Source organism: Streptomyces nodosus, from assembly GCF_008704995.1.
In the GTDB taxonomy this organism is placed as follows: domain Bacteria; phylum Actinomycetota; class Actinomycetes; order Streptomycetales; family Streptomycetaceae; genus Streptomyces; species Streptomyces nodosus.
Genome location: NZ_CP023747.1, coordinates 2,015,012 through 2,035,150, shown reverse-complemented (window position 1 = coordinate 2,035,150; position 20,139 = coordinate 2,015,012). Strand labels below are relative to the sequence as shown.

Genomic DNA, 20,139 nt, shown 5'->3' with positions numbered 1-20,139 from the left:
CAGCGCACCGTCGCCCCGTCCGGGCGTCGCTTGTCAGGCTCCGAGGAATTACGCAACAATGGCGTTGTGAAAAACGTCGGCGAGGCTCGTGAGGCCCCCACGGGGACCCCTCAGGAGGAGTTCGCGACCGGAGAGCGCTCGACGCGCAACCGGGTCGCGCGGTCCATCCTGGACCACGGCCCCTCGACCGTCGCGGAGCTCGCCGGGAGGCTGGGGCTCACCCAGGCGGCCGTACGGCGCCATCTGGACGCCCTGGTGGCCGACGGTGTCGTGGAGGCGCGCGAGCAGCGCGTGTACGGAACGCGTACGCGTGGCCGGCCCGCCAAGGCCTTCGCGCTCACCGACTGCGGCCGGGACGCCTTCGACCAGTCGTACGACCAGCTCGCCGCGGACGCCCTGCGCTGGATCCAGGAGCGGTGCGGCGGCGACGAGGCCCTGATGGCCTTCGTGCGTGCCCGGCTGGCCGAGCAGGCCGCCGCCTACCGTGCGGCCATCGAGGCCGCCGACCCCGACCAGCGGACCGAAGCGCTGGCCAAGGCCCTGAGCGTCGACGGGTACGCTGCTACGGCGCGCAGCGCACCGGTCGGCGAGCAGCTCTGCCAGCACCACTGCCCGGTCGCCCATGTCGCGGAGCAGTTCCCGCAGCTGTGCGAGGTCGAGACGGAGGTCTTCTCCGAGCTGCTCGGCACGCATGTCCAGCGGCTGGCGACGATCGCGCACGGCGACGGCGTCTGTACGACGTTCATCCCCAAGGCGCCGGGCCCCTCAAAGGTCTCCGGGACCACCCACCACGCATCCGCGACCACCCACAACGCATCTGCCAGCAAGGCCGGGAGGAACCCCGCATGACTCTCCCCACGGAGACTGCCCACCCCGAACTCGAGGGCCTGGGCAACTACGAATACGGCTGGGCCGACTCCGACGAGGCCGGTGCCGCGGCGAAGCGCGGTCTGAACGAGGACGTCGTCCGTGACATCTCGGCGAAGAAGACCGAGCCGGAGTGGATGACCAAGCTGCGTCTCAAGGGCCTGAAGCTCTTCGAGAAGAAGCCCATGCCGAACTGGGGCTCGGACCTGTCGGGCATCGACTTCGACAACATCAAGTACTTCGTGCGCTCCACGGAGAAGCAGGCGGAGTCCTGGGAGGACCTGCCCGAGGACATCAAGAACACGTACGACAAGCTCGGCATCCCGGAGGCGGAGAAGCAGCGCCTCGTCGCCGGTGTCGCGGCCCAGTACGAGTCCGAGGTCGTCTACCACCAGATCCGCGAGGACCTGGAGGAGCAGGGTGTCATCTTCCTCGACACCGACACGGCCCTCAAGGAGCACCCGGAGCTCTTCAAGGAGTACTTCGGCACCGTCATCCCCGCCGGTGACAACAAGTTCGCCTCCCTGAACACGGCCGTGTGGTCGGGCGGCTCCTTCATCTATGTGCCGCCGGGCGTGCATGTGGAGATTCCGCTCCAGGCCTACTTCCGTATCAACACGGAGAACATGGGCCAGTTCGAGCGGACCCTGATCATCGTCGACGAGGGCGCCTATGTGCACTACGTCGAGGGCTGCACGGCTCCGATCTACAAGTCGGACTCGCTGCACTCCGCGGTCGTCGAGATCATCGTCAAGAAGAACGCCCGCTGCCGTTACACGACCATCCAGAACTGGTCGAACAACGTCTACAACCTGGTCACCAAGCGCGCCGTCGCCTACGAGGGCGCGACCATGGAGTGGATCGACGGCAACATCGGCTCCAAGGTGACGATGAAGTACCCGGCGGTCTACCTGATGGGCGAGCACGCCAAGGGCGAGACCCTCTCCATCGCCTTCGCGGGCGAGGGCCAGCACCAGGACGCCGGTTCCAAGATGGTCCACATGGCGCCCAACACCTCGTCCAACATCGTCTCCAAGTCGGTGGCGCGCGGCGGCGGCCGTACCTCGTACCGCGGCCTGGTCGAGATCGGCGAGGGCGCGGCGGGCTCCAAGTCCAACGTGCTCTGTGACGCGCTGCTCGTCGACACCATCTCCCGCTCGGACACCTACCCCTATGTGGACGTCCGCGAGGACGACGTGTCCATGGGCCACGAGGCGACCGTCTCCAAGGTCTCCGAGGACCAGCTCTTCTACCTGATGAGCCGCGGTCTCTCCGAGTTCGAGGCGATGGCGATGATCGTGCGCGGTTTCGTCGAGCCGATCGCCAAGGAGCTGCCGATGGAGTACGCGCTGGAGCTCAACCGGCTGATCGAGCTGCAGATGGAAGGCGCGGTCGGCTGACCGACCCCCTACGAGCAGCGCCGGCCCGCCCGAACGGGGCGGGCCGAGGATCACCAACCGACGTAGGAAGAGAGCACAAGACCAGCCATGGCTGAGGCCCCTATCATCCCGGTGGGCTCCACCACCGCAGGCCAGATCGCGGTGGCCGCCGAGTCGACCGTCGCCACGCGCATGAGCGCGCCGCCGTCCTTCGACGTGGCCGACTTCCCGGTCCCGCACGGCCGTGAGGAGGAGTGGCGGTTCACCCCGCTGGAGCGGCTCCGCGGTCTGCACGACGGCACCGCCGTCGCGGACGGCGAGGGCGTGAAGGTCACCGTCGAGGCCCCCGAGGGTGTCACCGTCGAGACCGTCGGCCGCGACGACGCCCGGCTCGGCAGGGCGGGCACCCCGGTGGACCGCGTCGTCGCGCAGGCGTACTCGGCGTTCGAGCAGGCCGGCGTGGTCACCGTCCCCAAGGAGACGGTGCTCACCGAGCCGATCCGTATCGCCGTGCAGGGCGAGGGCGGTGTCGCCTTCGGCCACCAGGTGATCGAGCTCGGTGCCTTCGCCGAGGCCGTCGTCGTCCTCGACCACACCGGTGACGCGGTGCTCGCCGCCAACGTCGACTATCTCCTCGGCGACGGCGCCAAGCTGACCGTGGTCTCCGTCCAGGACTGGGACGACAAGGCGGTGCACATCGCCCAGCACAACGCGCTGGTGGGCCGCGACGCCTCCTTCAAGTCCGTCGTCGTGACCTTCGGCGGCGATGTCGTACGCCTGCACCCGCGCGTGACCTACGCGGGCACCGGCGGCGAGGCCGAGCTGTTCGGGCTCTACTTCACCGACCAGGGCCAGCACCAGGAGCACCGGCTCTTCGTCGACCACAACGCCCCGCACTGCAAGTCGAACGTCGTCTACAAGGGCGCGCTCCAGGGCGACGACGCGCACGCCGTGTGGATCGGCGACGTCCTCATCGAGGCCAAGGCCGAAGGCACCGACACCTACGAGATGAACCGCAACCTGGTCCTCACGGACGGCGCGCGGGTCGACTCGGTCCCGAACCTGGAGATCGAGACCGGGGAGATCGTCGGCGCCGGCCACGCCTCCGCCACCGGCCGCTTCGACGACGAGCAGCTCTTCTATCTGATGGCCCGCGGCATCCCGGAGCAGGATGCCCGCCGTCTGGTGGTCCGCGGCTTCTTCGCCGAGCTGGTCCAGCAGATCGGCGTCGAGGACATCGAGGAGCGCCTGATCGCCAAGATCGAGGAGGAGCTGGAGGCGTCGGTCGGATGACCACCTTCGAACGCGTCTGCGGACTGAGCGAGCTGGCGGAAGGCACCCCGAAGCGGGTGGAACTCGACGGCACGCCGATCTCGGTCGTCAAGACCGAGGGCGAGGTGTTCGCGATCTACGACATCTGTTCGCATGCGAACGTCTCGCTCTCCGAGGGCGAGGTGGAGGACTGCCAGATCGAGTGCTGGCTGCACGGCTCCAGCTTCGACCTCCGCACCGGTAAGCCGTCCGGCCTCCCCGCGACGCGCCCCGTCCCCGTATATCCCGTAAAGATCGAAGGGGACGACGTTCTCGTCTCCGTCACCCAGGAGTCCTGAGGCACCCATGGCAACGCTTGAAATCCGAGACCTGCACGTCACCGTCGAGGCCGACAACGCCACGAAGGAGATCCTCAAGGGCGTCGACCTCACCGTGAAGCAGGGCGAGACGCACGCCATCATGGGCCCCAACGGCTCCGGCAAGTCGACTCTCGCCTACTCGCTCGCGGGTCACCCCAAGTACACGATCACCGGCGGCACCGTGCTGCTGGACGGCGAGGACGTCCTCGCGATGTCCGTCGACGAGCGCGCCCGCGCGGGCCTGTTCCTGGCCATGCAGTACCCGGTCGAGGTCCCCGGCGTCTCGGTCTCCAACTTCCTGCGCACCTCCGCCACCGCCGTCCGCGGCGAGGCGCCCAAGCTGCGCACCTGGGTGAAGGAGGTCAAGGAGACCATGGAGCGTCTTGCCATGGACCCGGCCTTCGCCGAGCGCAATGTGAACGAGGGCTTCTCCGGCGGTGAGAAGAAGCGCCACGAGATCCTCCAGCTGGAGCTGCTCAAGCCGAAGATCGCGATCCTCGACGAGACGGACTCCGGACTGGACGTCGACGCGCTCCGCGTCGTGTCCGAGGGCGTCAACCGCGTCCGCGAGACCGGTGAGGTCGGCACTCTGCTGATCACGCACTACACGCGCATTCTGCGCTACATCAAGCCCGATCAGGTCCATGTGTTCGCCGGTGGCCGCATCGTCGAGTCCGGCGGCCCCGAGCTCGCGGACAAGCTGGAGGAAGAGGGCTACGAGGCATATGTGAAGGGTGGCGCATCCGCGTGACACAGCTGCCGGGCCTTCTCGACACCGAGGCGATCCGCAAGGACTTCCCGATCCTGGACCGGCTGGTCCACGACGACAGGAAGCTGGTGTACCTGGACAACGCGGCGACCTCGCAGAAGCCGCGCCAGGTGCTGGACGTCCTGGGCGAGTACTACGAGCGCTACAACGCCAATGTCCATCGCGGAGTGCATGTGCTCGCCGAGGAGGCCACGGCGCTGTACGAGGGCGCGCGCGACAAGGTCGCCGAGTTCATCAACGCGCCGAGCCGCGACGAGGTGATCTTCACCAAGAACGCCTCGGAGTCGCTCAACCTCGTGGCGAACATGCTGGGCTGGGCCGACGACCCCTACCGGGTCGACCAGGACACCGAGATCGTCATCACGGAGATGGAGCACCACTCCAACATCGTGCCGTGGCAGCTGCTGTCGCAGCGCACGGGCGCGAAGCTGAAGTGGTTCGGCCTCACCGACGACGGCCGGCTCGACCTGTCGAACATCGACGAGATCATCACGGAGAAGACGAAGATCGTCTCCTTTGTGCTGGTGTCCAACATCCTGGGCACGGTCAACCCGGTCGAGGCGATAGTCCGCCGCGCGCAGCAGGTCGGCGCGCTGGTGTGCATCGACGCCTCGCAGGCCGCTCCGCACATGCCGCTGGACGTCCAGGCGCTCCAGGCCGACTTCGTGGCCTTCACCGGCCACAAGATGTGCGGCCCGACCGGCATCGGCGTCCTGTGGGGCCGCCAGGAGCTGCTGGAGGACCTGCCTCCGTTCCTGGGCGGCGGCGAGATGATCGAGACGGTGTCGATGCACTCCTCGACCTACGCTCCCGCCCCCCACAAGTTCGAGGCGGGCACCCCGCCGGTCGCCCAGGCGGTCGGTCTCGGCGCGGCGATCGACTATCTGAGCGCGATCGGCATGGACAAGATCCTCGCCCATGAGCACGCGCTGACCGAGTACGCGGTCCAGCGGCTGGCGGAGGTCCCCGACCTCAGGATCATCGGCCCGACCACGGCCGAGGACCGGGGCGCGGCGATCTCCTTCACGCTCGGCGACATCCACCCGCACGATGTGGGCCAGGTCCTCGACGAGCAGGGCATCGCGGTCCGGGTCGGCCACCACTGCGCCCGCCCCGTCTGCCTGCGCTACGGAATTCCTGCGACCACGCGAGCGTCGTTCTATCTGTACTCCACGCCGGCCGAGATCGATGCACTGGTCCAGGGGCTGGAGCACGTACGGAACTTCTTCGGCTGAGAGGCGTACGGGAGCTGTGAAGCTGGATTCGATGTACCAGGACGTCATCCTGGACCACTACAAGCACCCGCACGGGCGTGGTCTGAGGGACGGCGACGCCGAGGTGCACCACGTCAATCCGACCTGCGGCGACGAGATCACGCTGCGTGTGAAGTACGACGGTACGACGATCAAGGACGTCTCGTACGAGGGCCAGGGCTGCTCCATCAGCCAGGCCTCGGCCTCCGTGCTGAACGATCTCCTGGTCGGCAGGGAACTGGCCGAGGCGCAGAAGATCCAGGAGACCTTTCTGGAGCTGATGCAGTCCAAGGGCCGGATCGAGCCCGATGACGCGATGGAGGAGATCCTGGAGGACGCGGTCGCGTTCGCCGGGGTCTCCAAGTACCCGGCGCGGGTGAAGTGCGCCCTCCTGAGCTGGATGGCGTGGAAGGACGCGACGGCCCAGGCGCTGGGCGGAGCCGACGCCGAAAGGAAGACGGCATGAGCGACACCGTGGAGATGAAGCCGGTCTCGGAGGAGGAGATCCGCGAGGCCCTGATGGACGTCGTCGACCCCGAGTTGGGCATCGACGTCGTCAACCTCGGCCTGATCTACGGCATCCACATCGACGAGACGGCGAGCATCGCCACCGTCGACATGACCCTGACCTCCGCGGCCTGCCCGCTGACGGACGTCATCGAGGACCAGGCCAAGTCCGCCACGGACGGGCTGGTCGGCGAACTGCGGATCAACTGGGTCTGGATGCCGCCGTGGGGCCCCGACAAGATCACGGACGACGGCCGGGAGCAGCTGAGGGCACTGGGCTTCAACGTCTGAGGTCCCCTCCCCGGCTCATGGCGAACGGCGACGCTCCTCGGGCGTCGCCGTTCGCCATGAGCCGGTGTGTTTCCGTTCCCCGGTACGACCGCCGCCTGTGTACGCCCGTACACATCGATGCGTACACTCGTACACATGGGATACGCCTTCCTCGCCGGGGCCATCGCCTCCGAAGTCGCCGCCACCACCGCCATGAAGTACAGCGAAGGCCTCAGCAGGTTCTGGCCCTCGCTGCTGACCCTGCTCGGCTATGCGGTCTCCTTCGTGCTGCTCGCCCAGACCCTGAAGACCCTGTCCGTGGGCACGGCCTACGCGATCTGGTCCGGGGTGGGCACCGCGGCCATCGCCGCGATCGGACTGGTGCTCTTCGGGGAAGGGCTGGGGCTGGCGAAGCTCGCCGGGATCGTGCTGATCGTCGGCGGGGTGGTGGTGCTGAACCTGGGAGGTGCGCACTGATGTCCCGGCGCCATGACCCCGAGCGACGGCAGCGGATCATCGACGCGGCGATCCGGGTCGTGAGGCGGAAGGGCATCGCCGGGCTGAGTCATCGCTCGGTGGCCGCCGAGGCCGATGTGCCGCTCGGCTCCACCACGTACCACTTCACGACCCTCGACGAGCTGCTGGTCGCCGCGCTGCGCCAGTCCAACGAGGGCTTTGACACGGTGCTCGCCGCGCACGACCGGCCCGAGGGCGATCTGGCCACGGACCTCGCCCGGGCCCTGGGGGAGTGGCTCGGCGGCGAACGCACCGGCGTCGAGCTGGAGTACGAGCTCTATCTCGCGGCCCTGCGCCGCCCCGCCCTGCGCCCCGTCGCCGCCGAGTGGACCGAGGAGACCGCCGAGCGGCTGGCCCGGCGCACGGACCCGCTGACCGCGCGGGCCCTGCTGGCCCTGATGGACGGCATCTGTCTCCAGGTGCTGCTCACCGGCACGGCGTACGACGAGCGCTATGCGCGGGAGGTCCTGGCCCGGGTGATCCCGCCGACCGGGGGTGCGCCCGGCACCTGAGACGCCCCCCCCTGCCGGTTCGCCCGGGCGCCCCCCGCCAGGTTAGGTTTCCCTCATGACCGACACGACTGCTTCTCGCACCACCGGTGCCGTGGCCGCCGGACTCGCCACGATCGCCGCCGACGGCACCGTCCTCGACACCTGGTTCCCCGCGCCCGAGCGGGCCGCCGAGCCCGGCCCGTCCGGCACCGAGCGGCTGTCCCCGGAGCGCGCCGTGGAGCTGCTCGGGGAGGGCGCCGCGAAGGCGATCGGCCCGGACCCCCGCCGGGGCGTCGAGGTGGTCGCGGTCCGCACGGTCATCTCCTCGCTCGACGAGAAGCCGATCGACGCGCATGACGTCTATCTCCGTCTGCACCTGCTCTCGCACCGGCTGGTCAAGCCGCACGGCCAGAGCCTGGACGGCATGTTCGGCTTCCTCGCCAATGTCGCCTGGACCTCGCTCGGCCCGGTCGCCGTCGACGACATCGAGGCGGTCCGTCTCAACGCCCGCGCGGAGGGCCTGCACCTCCAGGTGACCTCCATCGACAAGTTCCCCCGCATGACGGACTATGTGGTGCCCAAGGGCGTCCGCATCGCCGACGCCGACCGGGTCCGGCTGGGCGCCCACCTCGCCGAGGGCACCACCGTGATGCACGAGGGCTTTGTGAACTTCAACGCCGGCACCCTCGGCACCTCCATGATCGAGGGCCGGGTCTCCGCGGGCGTCGTGGTCGGCGACGGCTCGGACATCGGCGGCGGCGCCTCCACGATGGGCACGCTCTCCGGCGGCGGCAATGTCATCATCTCCCTCGGCGAGCGCTGCCTGATCGGCGCCGAGGCGGGCGTGGGCATCGCGCTCGGCGACGAGTGTGTGGTCGAGGCCGGCCTGTACATCACCGCCGGCACCCGGATCACCATGCCCGACGGCCAGATCGTCAAGGCCCGCGAACTCTCCGGCGCCTCCAACATCCTCTTCCGCCGCAACTCCATCACCGGCGCCGTCGAGGCCCGCCCCAACAACGCGGTCTGGGGCGGCCTGAACGAAATCCTGCACACCCACAACTGACCCCGCCGTCGAGCGCCCTCCCACGGCCGGCCCCGCGCCGCCGCCGGGAGGGCGCTCGCGCATCACCGGCGGGGGCGGTCCCGCGGCACGGAGGCAAGCGGTGTTTGCACTTGAGCGAGGCGCCACCGGCTTCTACGACCCCCGGGACGGACCGCTTCCCCGAACGGACACACGCGCGCTCCGCGCTGCCTGGCATGCGTCCGCTCGCGTAGCCGGTGGCCGGGTCAGCGAGTGGACCGAACAGCGGTATCCGCGGACGTATCACACTGCCCCGGTCGCCGATCGTGGCGGCCTGTACCGCGCCTTGTGCCACGCGTATCTGCCGCTGGTCGCCTATGTCGGCGACCCTCGCTTCCGCCATGTCCACGAGTTCCGCGATCCCCCGGCGTGGTCGCGACCCTTCACCGAGTCCGGCTTCACCGTGCTGAGCCTCGAACAGCTGAACACGCCCCTCGGTGACGTCGACACCACGGTGCTGACAGATGCGGAATGGCGAGAGGTCCGTATCTGGGAGGCCACCACGCTGGGCGGAGTGCTGTTCAACTCCTGGGACTAGAGGTTTCTCTCGGATCACCTGGCCGACCCCGGCGGCGGGCGTTCTCGGCGTTCCCTGATCCGGCCCTCCCGTACGCCGTACCCTCGAATCATGAGCGCCAACTTCGGTGAACGGCTCCGGGAGGTCCGTAAGCGTCGGGGCCTGAGCCAGCGCGAGTTGTCGGAGCTCTCGGGTGTCTCCCTCTCTCTCATCCGCAAGCTGGAGCAGGGTGAGCGAGATGACACGCGCTTGGAGACCGCGCGTCGGCTCGCGAACGTGTTGAAGGTGCCCACAACCCGGCTCATCACCGAGCACGCGGAGGCCGCGGCCGACGAGGAGACGGTGCACCGCTGGGCGCCCGTTCACGCGGCTCTGGCGGCTCCCCCAGATCTTGACGGGCTCTCGGAGGAACCCACCTACGACGGCGTACGGGACGCGCTCGAGGCGGCCGTGCCCCTGTTCGCCCGCGACCGCTTCGTCGAACTCGTCGCCGTTCTCCCACCCCTCCTGCGTGACGCCGAGGTACTGACCGAGACCGACCCGCGCGGTCGGCCGCTCCGCGCACGGCTGTTGGAGCTGACTGGCTGGCTGATGACTCAGACGCGCCAGTTCGACGCAGCGGATCTGGCCTTGGAACGGGCCCTGGACGACGCGGTCGATCGCGTACAGGGCGCCGCCACCGTCAGCGTCCAGTGCTGGCTACTGCTGCGCCGCGGAAGGCTGGCCGAGGCCCGCGCGCTGGCCGTCGAGTGGGCTGACGAGGTCGAGCCCCGCATGTCCCGAGCCACTCCCACCGAACTGAGCGCCTGGGGCTGGCTCCTGCTCCGCGTGTCGGCGGCAGCGATCCGGGACAACCGCCCCGGCGAGGCCGGAGACGCCCTGCGGCTCGCCCGGTCGGCTGCTGTGGCCCTGGGGGAGGAGTGCACTCCCGAGGGCGACTTCCTCCGCACTTTCGGGCCCGTCACCGTGGCGTTGAAGCGCACGGAGAACGCGATGGTGGCCGGCCGCCCCGACGAGGTGCTCTCCCTGGCTGCCAAAATCCCTGCGGACAGCCTGAAGCCGACCTCGAACAACCGGAACCGGCATCTACTCGATGTCGCCGACGCACAGACGCAGCTACGGCAGTACGCGGAAGCCGTCGACACCTTCAACAAGATCCGCGCCGGCTCCCCGCAGTGGCTCCCGAACCAGCGCTACGCCCGCGACATCCTCGTCCGCATCGTGAGCAGGCGTCGCACGCTCACGCCGGAGATGCGGGAGCTTGCCGACCTGGTGCATCTGCCCGTGTGACACCCTGTGACACTTCGCCTTCGCCATGCGTCAAAGTGCCATCGACTCAGCGTCAACGCAGCTCCTAGCGTTGCAGCATGGCTATCGACGACGAGAGAAATGATGGCGCGACGTTCCCCTCTCCGCAGGGGAGGCTCCTCCCGTGGATCGGCGAGAACGGCAAGCCGTGCTACCTGTCCCCGAGAAGCGGGGGCGGCTTCCTCTCCCGCCTTGCAGACGCCGTGGAGGCCGAGCAGGTCCGCGACTCGCGGGAGGTCCTGGCCCACTCAAGCGGCCTCCTGGAGAGAGAGCGTCTCGGGCCCCAAGAGCTTCGGTTCATCGCGGCCCGCCTTGCCGAGTGCCTCGCGACCACACTGCGCGTCACGGAGTCGCGCGGTCTCCGGCTGGGCGTCATCGAACCGGACGGGGACGAAGACGTCACGGAGCTGATGGGTCCCGGGCCCGCTGTATGACCTCGGCGCGCCCGAAGCCCTGCTATGGCGCCCTGCTCGTCCTCATGGTCTCGGGCTCGACCGGGTTCACTCCGGCCGCTGCGTACATCGTGGCCAACCTCTGACCATCCCGTACCCCTGACCATCTGACGTGACCTCTCGAGCCGGTACACGCAGCGTGCTTGGATCACTCGTCGATGCGTCATCGTGGCCCTTCCACGGCCCGTACCGGTGGTCCGGTTCCGAGACCGGACGTGTCCCTCAGCCCATGAGGTCGCGCGGAGGTACTCCTGCTGCTTCGACGGTTCGGTCCGGCTGTATGTGGGCGCGACGGCTGCGGTGCTCGCGCACTCGTCGTCGGGGGCTGTCCTGCTTCCATCCTGACTGGCCTGACGCGGTTCGCGACGGTAGCTTGCGCGCCAGTCGATTCAGCCAGCCGTCGATGCGCGGCAACTTCGTGGAGGAGCCATGTGGGACGGACCGTTCTATCGAGTGAAGCGCGAGGGATACGAGATCCTTTTTGTACCGGGCGGAGGCGAAGATCTCGACGAGGTGTGCGACGTCGACATGTGGGTGATCTTCGCCGACGGCAACCGGTGGTCCGGGACGGTGATGACCCTGGATCTGGTGCGTCAGCTGATGGACCGAGGGAAGAACACCGGCGAGTGCTTGAACGGCAGTTACTTCTATTACTGGGACGGTCTCATTGTTCGCGACCCCGGCATCCCCGCCATGGTCCGGGTGATCGACGACCTCGTCGCCACCGGCGATTACCAATCAGCCCTTCGTCCCCTCGGACCGGAGGACGACCGGGACGCCTGACCCGCGCGCCGTTAGGATTCCGCGTGCGGGCTCGTCGTCCAGCTCTGGTGTGGACTCGATGAGTGCGCCGGACAACCGCTTTAGGAGAGGGGCTGGTCCGGTAGTACAGGTGGCCTGAGGCTTCACCGGCCGAGGTAGCGGGCAGGACTGGGCCCGTCAGCAGCCCTTGTTGACCGTGGCCGACCCCCTGCATCTGGCACGGCTGGGGCACGCGACTCCGTCGTGGATGCGTACGCGGTCAGCGTTTTTCGCGCTTGTAGCGTTCCACTCGATGCGCCAACTTGGCCTGATACCTCTCGGGTGAGTGGAAAGCCTGAGAGCTGCGGACCATATCCTCTGCCGTGAGGCTTGCTGCGTAGGCCCGGAGAGTGGGGATCCGGAGGAGGACAGCGCGCCGCTCTTCGGCTTCTTCGGTGGTTCTCAGCGGGGTGTTGTCGTTGCGTTCATGGTTGCAGCCCCAGTGTGTGAGACGCACATTGTCGCGCGTGTCAGTGCCGCCGGCCACGATGGTGCGGATGTGATCGATGCTCGGTGACCGAGGGTCCGGATGCCGGTAGGTCCGGGCCACCGGATCCTGGCACAGGCCGCAGAGCCAGCCGTCCCGTTCACCGATCTCCTCCGCCGTGTAGCGCTCGCTGCTCCCATTGCTCCGCATGCGCTCACGACGGCGCCGATCCTGGGCGCGCTTGGCTTCGCTGCGCCGCGGTGTGGGCAGGTCCGCGTTGCTCATCTGTGCCTCCTTGCTACGCGCTGCTGGGCAACGCTCTTGCCCGCTCCCGAGCTTTGGCACGCACTTCCTTTTGCCCCTGTTGTCGTGCGGTGTTCTGGTCAGCGAGCCATGTGCCGCTCGAGTTCCCGTGCCCTCTCGCGCAGGCCCGTACCCCGGGCACGCCCTTCGGTCGGAGCGGACATACCTGTGGCTTCGGGTGCGCCGTCAGGGGCTGATTCGAGCTGGGCCCAGTCCACCGTGATCCCGGCGCGCTCTGCGAGAGCCAGCACGGTAGCGGTGAACCCTTCGGAGAGTGCGAGCAATATGGCATGGCTCGTTCTCCGGCGTTGTGCCAGCAGAGCGTTGACGAAGACCTCGAAGGTGTCCGGGTCGATCTGGCATTCGTCGTTCTCCATCGGTCCGATGCCCGATGAGAGTTCCAGCTCTGCTTCGAAGACCGCCACTTGGCGCCGGAACAGACGGGAAGCTCCGTTGGACGGGTTCCACAGGGTCTCGTCGCCGCTATCGAAGTACTGGCTCATCACGGCACCTTTCGGCTGGTCATTACAGGCAGGAGTATCCAGCGGGGTCACCGCTGTCGTCGCTGTTACGTCCTGTCCGGGCGCCCGTGACACATGACGTCGGCCAGGCGTGCTCAGGGTCCGTCGATCAGTTCCTTGTACGCGGTCAGCAGGGCTTCGGTCGTTTGCGGGGGCGCGGGGCGCAGGGGTGGGCGGACCGGGCCGGACGGTAGGTCGAGGTGGGTGAGCAGGGACTTGGCGGTGACCGTGCCCGGTAGGCCGGCGGCCATCATCAGCTCTATCAGGGGGAGGAGGCGTCGCTGGAGGCGGGCGGCTTCCCTCGTGACGCCGGTGTCGAACGCGTCCAGGACGGCGCGGAACTGACGCGGGGCCACGTTGGCGACGGTGCTCACATAGCCGGTCCCGCCGAGGGCGTACAGCGGGAGCACCTGCTCGTCGCAGCCCGTGTAGTACGCCAACTCGGTGCGGGCCAGCACCTTCTGGGTGCCGAGGAGGTCGTAGGCGCAGTCCTTGACCGCCGTGATCCGGGGGTGCTCGGCGAGGCGGATCATCGTCTCGGGCTCGATGCGGGTGCCGGTGCGGCCCGGGATGTCGTACAGCATCAGTGGCAGCCCACTGGCGTCGGCGATCTCCCGGAAGTGGGCCTGGACCGCGTCCTGCGGGGGCCGGCTGTAGTACGGGGTGACCACCAGCAGCCCGTCCGCTCCCGCCTTCTCGGCCGCCAGGGAGAGTTCCACGGTGTGCCGGGTGTCCGCGGTGCCCACGCCTGCCACCAGCGAGGCGCGGGTGCCCACCGCCTCCCGCACCGCCCGTACCAGCGCGGCCTTCTCGGCGTCGGTGGTGGTCGGCGACTCGCCGGTGGTGCCGGAGAGCACCAGCCCGTCGCAGCCCTCGTCCACGAGACGGCCGGCGAGCCGCTGCGCCCCGTCGAGGTCGAGCGCACCCTCCTCGGTGAAGGGCGTGACCATCGCGCACAGGGCGCGGCCGAAGGGTGGGGTGGGGAGGGCTGGTGTCGTCATGGGAGTAGTCTCAGCACAGCGATTGTGAAGCTCCAGTTAATTTTTCTACGGGATATTGATTAGGGATGCTTAGGTAATGGCTGATATCGAGCGGATCGACCTCGGTGAGGTTCCCTACCAGGACGCGATACGGGAGATGGGCGACTGGGTGGCGCGGCGGCGCGCCGGGGAGATCGGGGATCGGCTCGTCCTGCTCGGTCACCCGCCCGTCATCACCTACGGCTCCCGCACCCCGCCCGCCGAGCTGCCGGTGGACTCGCCGATCCCGCTGGTGGCGGTGGACCGCGGCGGGCAGGCGACCTATCACGGCCCGGGTCAGCTCATCGGTTATCTCGTCCTCAATCTGCGGGAACGCGGCCCCGCCGATATCGTCCGCTGGCTGGAGAACGGCCTGATCGAGGCCTGCGCGGTGCTCGGGTTCCAGGTCGTGCGCCGGGAGACCCCGCCAGGCGGGCAGTCGCTGGTCGGGGTCTGGACGCCCGCCGGGGAGAAGCTGGTGTCGATCGGGATGCGGATCCGGGGCGGGGTCACCAGTCATGGCTTCGCCCTCAATGTCACCTCGGATCTGGAGGAGTTCACCAAGTTCACGGCGTGCGGCCTGCCCGATGTGCCGATGACCTCGCTCGCCGCGATGGCGGCCGCGCAGGGCCGTCCGGCCCCGACCGAGGCGGAGGCCAGGGACGCGGTGGCGGAGGCGCTCGGGGCGCGGTGAGCGCCCGGGTGGGGGTGCGGCCGCGGGATCAGGCGGGTTTCTGGGCCGCGGCGCGCCGCTGCCGTTTGCCGAGCGGTGCCTGGGAGAGGTCCTCGGCCTGGGACCTCAGGTTCTTGTAGCCCAGGCCGCGCTCGGTCAGCCAGGCCTTCGCCGCCTCCTCGGCGCGTTCGGACGCCTCCAGGATGTCCTCCTCTTCCTCCCCGGAGTCCAGGAAGCGGAAGGTGAAGGCGGGGCGCGCCGCCACGTCGTAGCTGAGGTGCCCCTCGGGGGTGAAGGCCGCCCGCAGGACGTCGTGTTCCGCGGCTCGAGCCAGGAGTTCGGCCCGTTGGTCGCTGCTGAGTCCGTCGAAGACGCCGCGGACGGTGATGCGGAAGGTGCGAGTGCTCATCCCGCGAACCTAGCCAGTGGGATCGGCGGACTCCACCGGGTTTCCGACGGCAACGGCGACGGTGAGGGCGAGGGCCGGCGCGCCCATGACGGTGATGGTGACGCTGGGGCCATTTCACGCTGCGCATTGTGGGTTTTTCGTCGCACCGGATGGGTCACCGACGACTGGGGCTGTCTGGACAAGAAAAGTTTTCGGTGGGAGGGTGGGGGCATGTTGGATGTCACCGTGATCGAGGATCCGGAGGCCGCGGCCGTCTCCCTGGATCCGACCAGGGCGCGGCTGCTCGCCGAGTTGGCGGCGGGGCCCGCGTCGGCCGCCATGCTGGCCGTCAAGGTCGGGCTGCCCCGGCAGAAGGTGAACTATCACCTGAAGGCGCTGGAGCGGCACGGCCTGGTCGAGCTGGCCGGTGAGCGCCGCAAGGGCAATGTCACCGAGCGGCTGATGCGGGCCACCGCGGCCTCCTATGTGATCAGCCCGCTGGCGCTCGCCTCCGTGCAACCCGACCCGGACCGCTTCCGCGACCAGGTCTCCGCGCGCTGGCTGCTCGCCCTCGGTGCCCGCCTGGTGCGGGACGTCGGTTCGCTGATCACCGGCGCGACGAAGGCCCGTAAGCGACTGGCGACCTATGCGCTCGACGGCCAGGTGCGCTTCGCCTCCGCCGCCGACCGTGCCGCGTTCGTCCATGAGCTGACGGCCGGAGTGAGCGCCCTGATCCGCAAGTACGACACCCCGGACGCCGAGGGCGGGCGTGACCACCGGATCGTCCTGGCCGTTCATCCCACGGTCGAGACGGTCGAACCCCAGGTCGCCCAGTCCTCCCAGTCCGTCCAGTCCGCCGAATCCGTCCAGCCCGCGCAGTCCCCCGAGTCTGCGCGCCCCGCGCAGTCCGCCGCGACCGAGGCGCGTCCGGACGCCGGACTCGCCGACTGACCGCCCCCTCCCCGACGCACAGGAGCCCCCATGTCCAAGGAATTCGAGATCGCCCGTGAGTTCGAGGTCGATGCCACGCCCGAGCAGGTGTGGGACGCGGTCGTCGACGGCTCCGGCGGATGGCTGTGGCCGATGGAGGCCCCCGAACCGCACGTGGGCGGCCGGGGCCCCTTCGGGTCCAGGGTCACCGCCTGGGACCCGCCGCACCGCTACGGCAACCGTGTCGCGGACGCCGAGGGGGTCTCCGGGCAGACCCTCAACGCGCTCGACTTCACCGTCGAGCCGCGCGAAGGCGGACGCCGCGCCTGGGTGCGGTACGTCCACAGCGGCATCTTCACCGACGACTGGGACAACCAGTACGACGGAGCCGGCCGGCACACCGACTTCTATCTGCACACCCTGCGCCAGTATCTGACCCACTTCGCGCCCCGCCCCGTCGCCTTCTCGACGTTCGACGGGCCCGAGGCGTCCAGGGCCGCCGACGCCTTCACCGCCGTGGGGCGCGCGCTCGGCCTCGGCGACGACACCGGGGCGGGCGCGGTCGTGGAGGTCACGGGCCCCGAGGCGGCGGGACCCTTCGAGGCCGTGGTCGACTACCGCACCCCGTACTTCATCGGGCTGCGCACCGACGACGCCCTCATCCGCTTCTTCGGCCGCAACCGCTGGGGCGCCCCGGTCGGCATCAGCGTCCATGACTTCGCCCCCGGCGCCGACGCGGGAGCCGACGAGGCCGCCTGGCGGGGCTGGCTGGACGAGGTGTACACGCGTCCTTGACGGACCCCGTCCCCCGGGAGGGCGGGTTCCGGAGGGCGGCGTCAAGGTTTCGGCCATGTCCGGAGCCGGTCGGGGAGCGGAACCGGGCGGCATGGGCGGAAACCCGTCTAGGCTGAAGCGTGTGTTTCGGGGCGTCCTCCCGGCCGCCACGTACGTCCAAGGAGATCCAGCCGATGTCAGACAGCTCCCCCTTGCCGCCGGTTCGGCTCCGCTCCGAAGCGGAGCTCGCGCGGGACGCGCTCGCCACGCCGCTGCTCTCCCGCGCCGCACGGCTCGCCCGCTGGGCCGGCCCGGACACCCGCGTCGGCGCCGGTGGCGAACTGGTCGAGGAGCAACTGCCCGCCGCGGCCGAACTCCTGGAGCTGACCGGTGAGGACGCCGTCGCCTGCGCCGGCGAGGCATGGCGGATCGCCGTCGACGCCGGTCTTGTCGAGATCGTCGACGAGGAGCAGGACACCGTGACCCCCGGCGCCGCCCTCGCGCAGCTCACCTCCGGAAGCCCGCAGGAGGTGCTCGGCGTCTGGCTGGAGGCGCTGGAGGCCCTGATCGCCGATGCGAGCGTGCCGGACCTCGACGACCTCGTCGACGCCATGGAGGAAGGCGGCGAGATCGACTTCTCCTCCCTCGACTGGGATCCGGAGGCCGAGGCCGACTTCCTCGACGGAGTGCTCGGCAATCTCTATCTGGTGTCGGCCGACGACGAGGGACGCGGCGAGGGCCAGGTGCCGCTGCCCGCCCTCGCCGCCTCGATGATCGTGCCCGACGGCATGGGCAACCCCAGCAACGCGGTGCTGGAAGAGGTCTCGGACGCCGTGATGCGGCTCGACGACCAGTTTCGGATCCTGGAGCCGATCGGGCTCATCGACTTCCAGCCGGTCGACGAGGCCCTGATGGCCGAACCCGGTGAGGAGCCCCCGGCGCCCGTCGACGAGTCGGACATCAGCCGCTACGGGATGGTGCGGCTCACCCCGCTCGGCCGGTACGGAATGCGCATGCGGCTGCTGGAGGCCGGGATGACGGCGCCGGTGGTGGGGGAGCTGACGGACAAGGGCGCGGACGTCCTGCTCGACGGCACCTCCGTGTTCCCGCCGGGGGCGGCGCAGGCGGAGACCGAGCTGTGGCTGGCCGGCCGGGAGCCGCTCGCGGCGGCCAGGGAACTGCTCGCCGCGGCGCGGGGTACGGACGCCGGTGCCCCGCTGCGCCGGCTGAGCTGTCAGCAGGCCCTGACCCTGGTCGGCGCGGAGGCCGAATCTGCCCTGCGGGAGGTGCTGGACGACGCGGAACTGGGCGGGCTGGCACGCGTCTGGCTCACCGAGCACGGGGCGGCCGATGTGCCCGCACCGCCCGAGTCGATGGTCTTCTGGCTGACCATCGACACGGTGGCGGCCCAGCTGTCGGCCGAGGGCAATTCGGCGGAGCTGCGGGCCCTGGTGGAGGGGCTGGCGGCACAGCACAGCGGGTTCTTCGCCACCGCCTGGCGGGTGGACCACCCGGCCACCCCGGAGGTCCTGGAGGCGATGGGACGACTGCACCCGGACAAGAAGGTGGCCAAGGAGGCCCGGAAGGCGGCGTTCAAGGCGCGCTCCCAGCAAGGCGGTTGAGCCCCGGCGAGGGAACTGGGCCGCCGCCCCGGGAAGGGGTGGGCCCGCGGGCGACCCGATCGGGCGCCCGCGGGCTCCGTACGGCGTCCGCTCCTACAGAGCCTGTGCCGCCGGTTCGACCATGTTCCGTACCGTGCGGGCCTGGACGAAGTCGCCCATCGCGGTCATGTCCCACTCCCCGGAGAACTGCCGGACCAGCTTGGCCATCATCACCCCCGTCTGCGGCTTGGCGTTGGTGAGGTCGAAGCGGACCAGCTCCTGGTCGGTCGTGGCGTCCACCAGACGGCAGTACGCCTTGGCGACCTCGGTGAACTTCTGCCCGGAGTAGGAGTTCACGGTGAAGACCAGACCGGTGACCTCCTGCGGCAGCCGGCCGAGGTCGACCACGATGACCTCGTCGTCGCCTCCGCCCTCGCCCGTGAGGTTGTCGCCGGAGTGCTTGATCGCGCCGTTCAGAATGCTCAGCTGGCCGAAGAAGCAGCTGTCGATGTGATTGCGCTGCGGGCCGTAGACGATCACGGACGCGTCCAGGTCGATGTCCGCGCCGCGGTACGCGGGCTCCCAGCCGAGGCCCATCTTGATCCGGGAGAGCAGTGGACGGCCGGCCTTGACCAGGGACACGGTCTCGTTCTTCCGGAGGCTGACCCGGCCCTTGTCGAGGTTGACCTTCCCGGCGCCGGGGGCCGGGACGGGCGGGGCCGGGGGCGCGGCCGGCATCGGGGGAGCACCGACGGGCATGGCCGGCGGCTGCGCCGGGGGCGGGGGCGCGGCGACGGGCTGGGCCGGGGCGGCCGGTTCCTCCACCGTGACGCCGAAGTCGGTGGCGATGCCCGCCAGTCCGTTCGCATAGCCCTGGCCGACGGCGCGTGCCTTCCACACCCCGCCCCGGAGATAGACCTCCACGATCACCAGGGCCGTCTCGGTGCCGAGCTGTGGGGGCGTGAAGGTGGCCAGGGCCCTGCTGTCGGCCGCGTCGCGGAGGGTGGCGGTCGGCTCGATCCCCTGGAAGGTCTGGCCCGCGGCGTCCGGGCTCGCCGTGACGACGATCTTCTCGATGCCCGGGGGCAGCAGCGCGGTGTCGACTGTGATGGAGTCGGGGCTGGTGCCGCCGCCGGAACGATAGGTGACGCCCGGGCCCGAGGGCTGGTTGTAGAAGATGAAGTCCTCGTCGGAGCGCACCTTGCCGTCGGCGGTGAGCAGCAGGGCCGAGACGTCCAGTCGCACCGGGGCGGCGACGTCGACCGTCACACGGGTGGCTCCCAGGGGGATGTTCGAGCCGGGGGTCATAACTGTCATGCCCGATCAACGAGCAGAGCCGCTTTACCGTTCCCTTACTCGGGGTCGTGTGGCCTGGACGGGTGAAACGAGTCCCGGCCCGCGGACCGGACGAGGTGGGGGGTTCCGATCCGCGGGCCGGGCGAGGTGGGGCCCCGCGTCCGGGGCCCGTAGGGGGAGGCGGAGATGAGGGCCCGCGTCCGGGTTCTCTACGGGGAGGTGCTCCGCTTCCCTGGCCCTCCAGGAGGTGGGGGGCTCCTGGAGGCCTGGCTCATACGGGAGATGGGGTTCCGGGTTTCTGGTCCGTGCAGACCCGGATCCCTGGTCCGTGCAGACCCGGATCCCTGGTCCATGGAGGTCCG

At 69.5% G+C, this 20,139-nt stretch carries 24 protein-coding genes; 19 read left to right on the top strand and 5 right to left on the bottom strand.

All coding sequences use genetic code 11. The features are described from left to right. Positions 1–66: 66 nt before the first annotated feature. From CP978_RS09315 to CP978_RS09245, 15 genes are all read left to right on the top strand, one after another. Positions 67–849 carry a helix-turn-helix transcriptional regulator gene (locus CP978_RS09315; protein WP_043439309.1) on the top strand — a complete coding sequence of 261 codons (783 nt, stop codon included), beginning with the start codon at positions 67–69 and terminating at the stop codon, positions 847–849. Continuing rightward, positions 846–2,267: a Fe-S cluster assembly protein SufB gene (gene sufB, locus CP978_RS09310; RefSeq protein WP_043439308.1), complete on the top strand. Its 1,422-nt coding sequence runs from the start codon at positions 846–848 to the stop codon at positions 2,265–2,267. The genes CP978_RS09315 and sufB overlap by 4 nt, the downstream gene beginning before the upstream one ends. 87 nt (positions 2,268–2,354) lie before the next feature. Next, on the top strand, positions 2,355–3,539 hold the full coding sequence (gene sufD, locus CP978_RS09305; RefSeq protein WP_150478176.1) for a Fe-S cluster assembly protein SufD: 1,185 nt from the start codon (positions 2,355–2,357) through the stop codon (positions 3,537–3,539). Further along, entirely contained in the window at positions 3,536–3,856 is a 321-nt protein-coding gene (locus tag CP978_RS09300) for a bifunctional 3-phenylpropionate/cinnamic acid dioxygenase ferredoxin subunit (RefSeq protein ID WP_150478175.1), read from the top strand. Before sufD ends, CP978_RS09300 begins: the two co-directional genes overlap by 4 nt. Positions 3,857–3,863: 7 nt before the next feature. Then, on the top strand, positions 3,864–4,628 hold the full coding sequence (gene sufC / locus CP978_RS09295) for a Fe-S cluster assembly ATPase SufC (protein WP_043439306.1): 765 nt from the start codon (positions 3,864–3,866) through the stop codon (positions 4,626–4,628). Beyond that, positions 4,625–5,881: a cysteine desulfurase gene (locus CP978_RS09290; protein ID WP_043439304.1), complete on the top strand. Its 1,257-nt coding sequence runs from the start codon at positions 4,625–4,627 to the stop codon at positions 5,879–5,881. Before sufC ends, CP978_RS09290 begins: the two co-directional genes overlap by 4 nt. 16 nt (positions 5,882–5,897) lie before the next feature. Continuing rightward, positions 5,898–6,365 (top strand): Fe-S cluster assembly sulfur transfer protein SufU, encoded by a 468-nt coding sequence (sufU, locus tag CP978_RS09285; RefSeq protein ID WP_043439303.1) that lies wholly within the window; start codon positions 5,898–5,900, stop codon positions 6,363–6,365. Further along, complete coding sequence (locus tag CP978_RS09280) at positions 6,362–6,697, top strand: metal-sulfur cluster assembly factor (protein ID WP_043439302.1); 336 nt, start codon at positions 6,362–6,364, stop codon at positions 6,695–6,697. Before sufU ends, CP978_RS09280 begins: the two co-directional genes overlap by 4 nt. 135 nt (positions 6,698–6,832) lie before the next feature. After that, positions 6,833–7,153: a DMT family transporter gene (locus CP978_RS09275; RefSeq protein ID WP_043448316.1), complete on the top strand. Its 321-nt coding sequence runs from the start codon at positions 6,833–6,835 to the stop codon at positions 7,151–7,153. Then, on the top strand, positions 7,153–7,704 hold the full coding sequence (locus CP978_RS09270) for a TetR/AcrR family transcriptional regulator (protein WP_043439301.1): 552 nt from the start codon (positions 7,153–7,155) through the stop codon (positions 7,702–7,704). Before CP978_RS09275 ends, CP978_RS09270 begins: the two co-directional genes overlap by 1 nt. A 55-nt stretch (positions 7,705–7,759) precedes the next feature. Continuing rightward, the gene (gene dapD, locus CP978_RS09265; RefSeq protein WP_043439298.1) at positions 7,760–8,749 is read left to right on the top strand and encodes a 2,3,4,5-tetrahydropyridine-2,6-dicarboxylate N-succinyltransferase; all 990 of its coding nucleotides are present in this window, start codon (positions 7,760–7,762) and stop codon (positions 8,747–8,749) included. A gap of 100 nt (positions 8,750–8,849) precedes the next feature. Continuing rightward, positions 8,850–9,305 carry a hypothetical protein gene (locus CP978_RS09260; RefSeq protein WP_043439296.1) on the top strand — a complete coding sequence of 152 codons (456 nt, stop codon included), beginning with the start codon at positions 8,850–8,852 and terminating at the stop codon, positions 9,303–9,305. A gap of 90 nt (positions 9,306–9,395) precedes the next feature. After that, the gene (locus tag CP978_RS09255; RefSeq protein ID WP_043439294.1) at positions 9,396–10,574 is read left to right on the top strand and encodes a helix-turn-helix transcriptional regulator; all 1,179 of its coding nucleotides are present in this window, start codon (positions 9,396–9,398) and stop codon (positions 10,572–10,574) included. Between the two features lie 77 nt (positions 10,575–10,651). Then, entirely contained in the window at positions 10,652–11,026 is a 375-nt protein-coding gene (locus tag CP978_RS09250; RefSeq protein WP_052454066.1) for a hypothetical protein, read from the top strand. A gap of 447 nt (positions 11,027–11,473) precedes the next feature. Next, complete coding sequence (locus CP978_RS09245) at positions 11,474–11,827, top strand: hypothetical protein (protein ID WP_052454065.1); 354 nt, start codon at positions 11,474–11,476, stop codon at positions 11,825–11,827. Positions 11,828–12,065: 238 nt separating this feature from the next. Here the strand turns inward: CP978_RS09245 and CP978_RS09240 are convergent, their stop codons facing one another. From CP978_RS09240 to dapA, 3 genes are all read right to left on the bottom strand, one after another. After that, positions 12,066–12,557, bottom strand: coding sequence for an HNH endonuclease (locus CP978_RS09240; protein ID WP_227745344.1), 492 nt, complete (start codon positions 12,555–12,557; stop codon positions 12,066–12,068). 98 nt (positions 12,558–12,655) lie between these two features. After that, the gene (locus CP978_RS09235; RefSeq protein ID WP_043439289.1) at positions 12,656–13,078 is read right to left on the bottom strand and encodes a DUF6086 family protein; all 423 of its coding nucleotides are present in this window, start codon (positions 13,076–13,078) and stop codon (positions 12,656–12,658) included. A gap of 113 nt (positions 13,079–13,191) precedes the next feature. Beyond that, complete coding sequence (dapA, locus tag CP978_RS09230) at positions 13,192–14,097, bottom strand: 4-hydroxy-tetrahydrodipicolinate synthase (RefSeq protein WP_043439287.1); 906 nt, start codon at positions 14,095–14,097, stop codon at positions 13,192–13,194. A gap of 76 nt (positions 14,098–14,173) precedes the next feature. On the opposite strand from dapA, the gene lipB reads away from it, so the two are divergent. Continuing rightward, entirely contained in the window at positions 14,174–14,809 is a 636-nt protein-coding gene (lipB, locus tag CP978_RS09225) for a lipoyl(octanoyl) transferase LipB (protein WP_043439286.1), read from the top strand. 28 nt (positions 14,810–14,837) lie between these two features. On the opposite strand, the gene CP978_RS09220 is transcribed toward lipB, so the two are convergent. After that, a complete protein-coding gene (locus tag CP978_RS09220; protein WP_043439285.1) occupies positions 14,838–15,197 on the bottom strand; it encodes a DUF6204 family protein in 360 nt (119 codons plus the stop codon). A gap of 210 nt (positions 15,198–15,407) precedes the next feature. On the opposite strand from CP978_RS09220, the gene CP978_RS09215 reads away from it, so the two are divergent. From CP978_RS09215 to CP978_RS09205, 3 genes are all read left to right on the top strand, one after another. After that, positions 15,408–16,127, top strand: coding sequence for an ArsR/SmtB family transcription factor (locus tag CP978_RS09215; RefSeq protein ID WP_079162066.1), 720 nt, complete (start codon positions 15,408–15,410; stop codon positions 16,125–16,127). Positions 16,128–16,157: 30 nt separating this feature from the next. After that, positions 16,158–16,901, top strand: coding sequence for an SRPBCC family protein (locus CP978_RS09210; protein ID WP_043439282.1), 744 nt, complete (start codon positions 16,158–16,160; stop codon positions 16,899–16,901). A gap of 173 nt (positions 16,902–17,074) precedes the next feature. Next, positions 17,075–18,502, top strand: a complete 1,428-nt coding sequence (locus CP978_RS09205; RefSeq protein WP_043439279.1) for a hypothetical protein — start codon at positions 17,075–17,077, stop codon at positions 18,500–18,502. Between the two features lie 93 nt (positions 18,503–18,595). Here CP978_RS09205 and CP978_RS09200 read toward each other — a convergent pair whose 3' ends face one another. Then, a complete protein-coding gene (locus CP978_RS09200) occupies positions 18,596–19,789 on the bottom strand; it encodes a TerD family protein (RefSeq protein ID WP_150478379.1) in 1,194 nt (397 codons plus the stop codon). Positions 19,790–20,139: the final 350 nt, after the last annotated feature.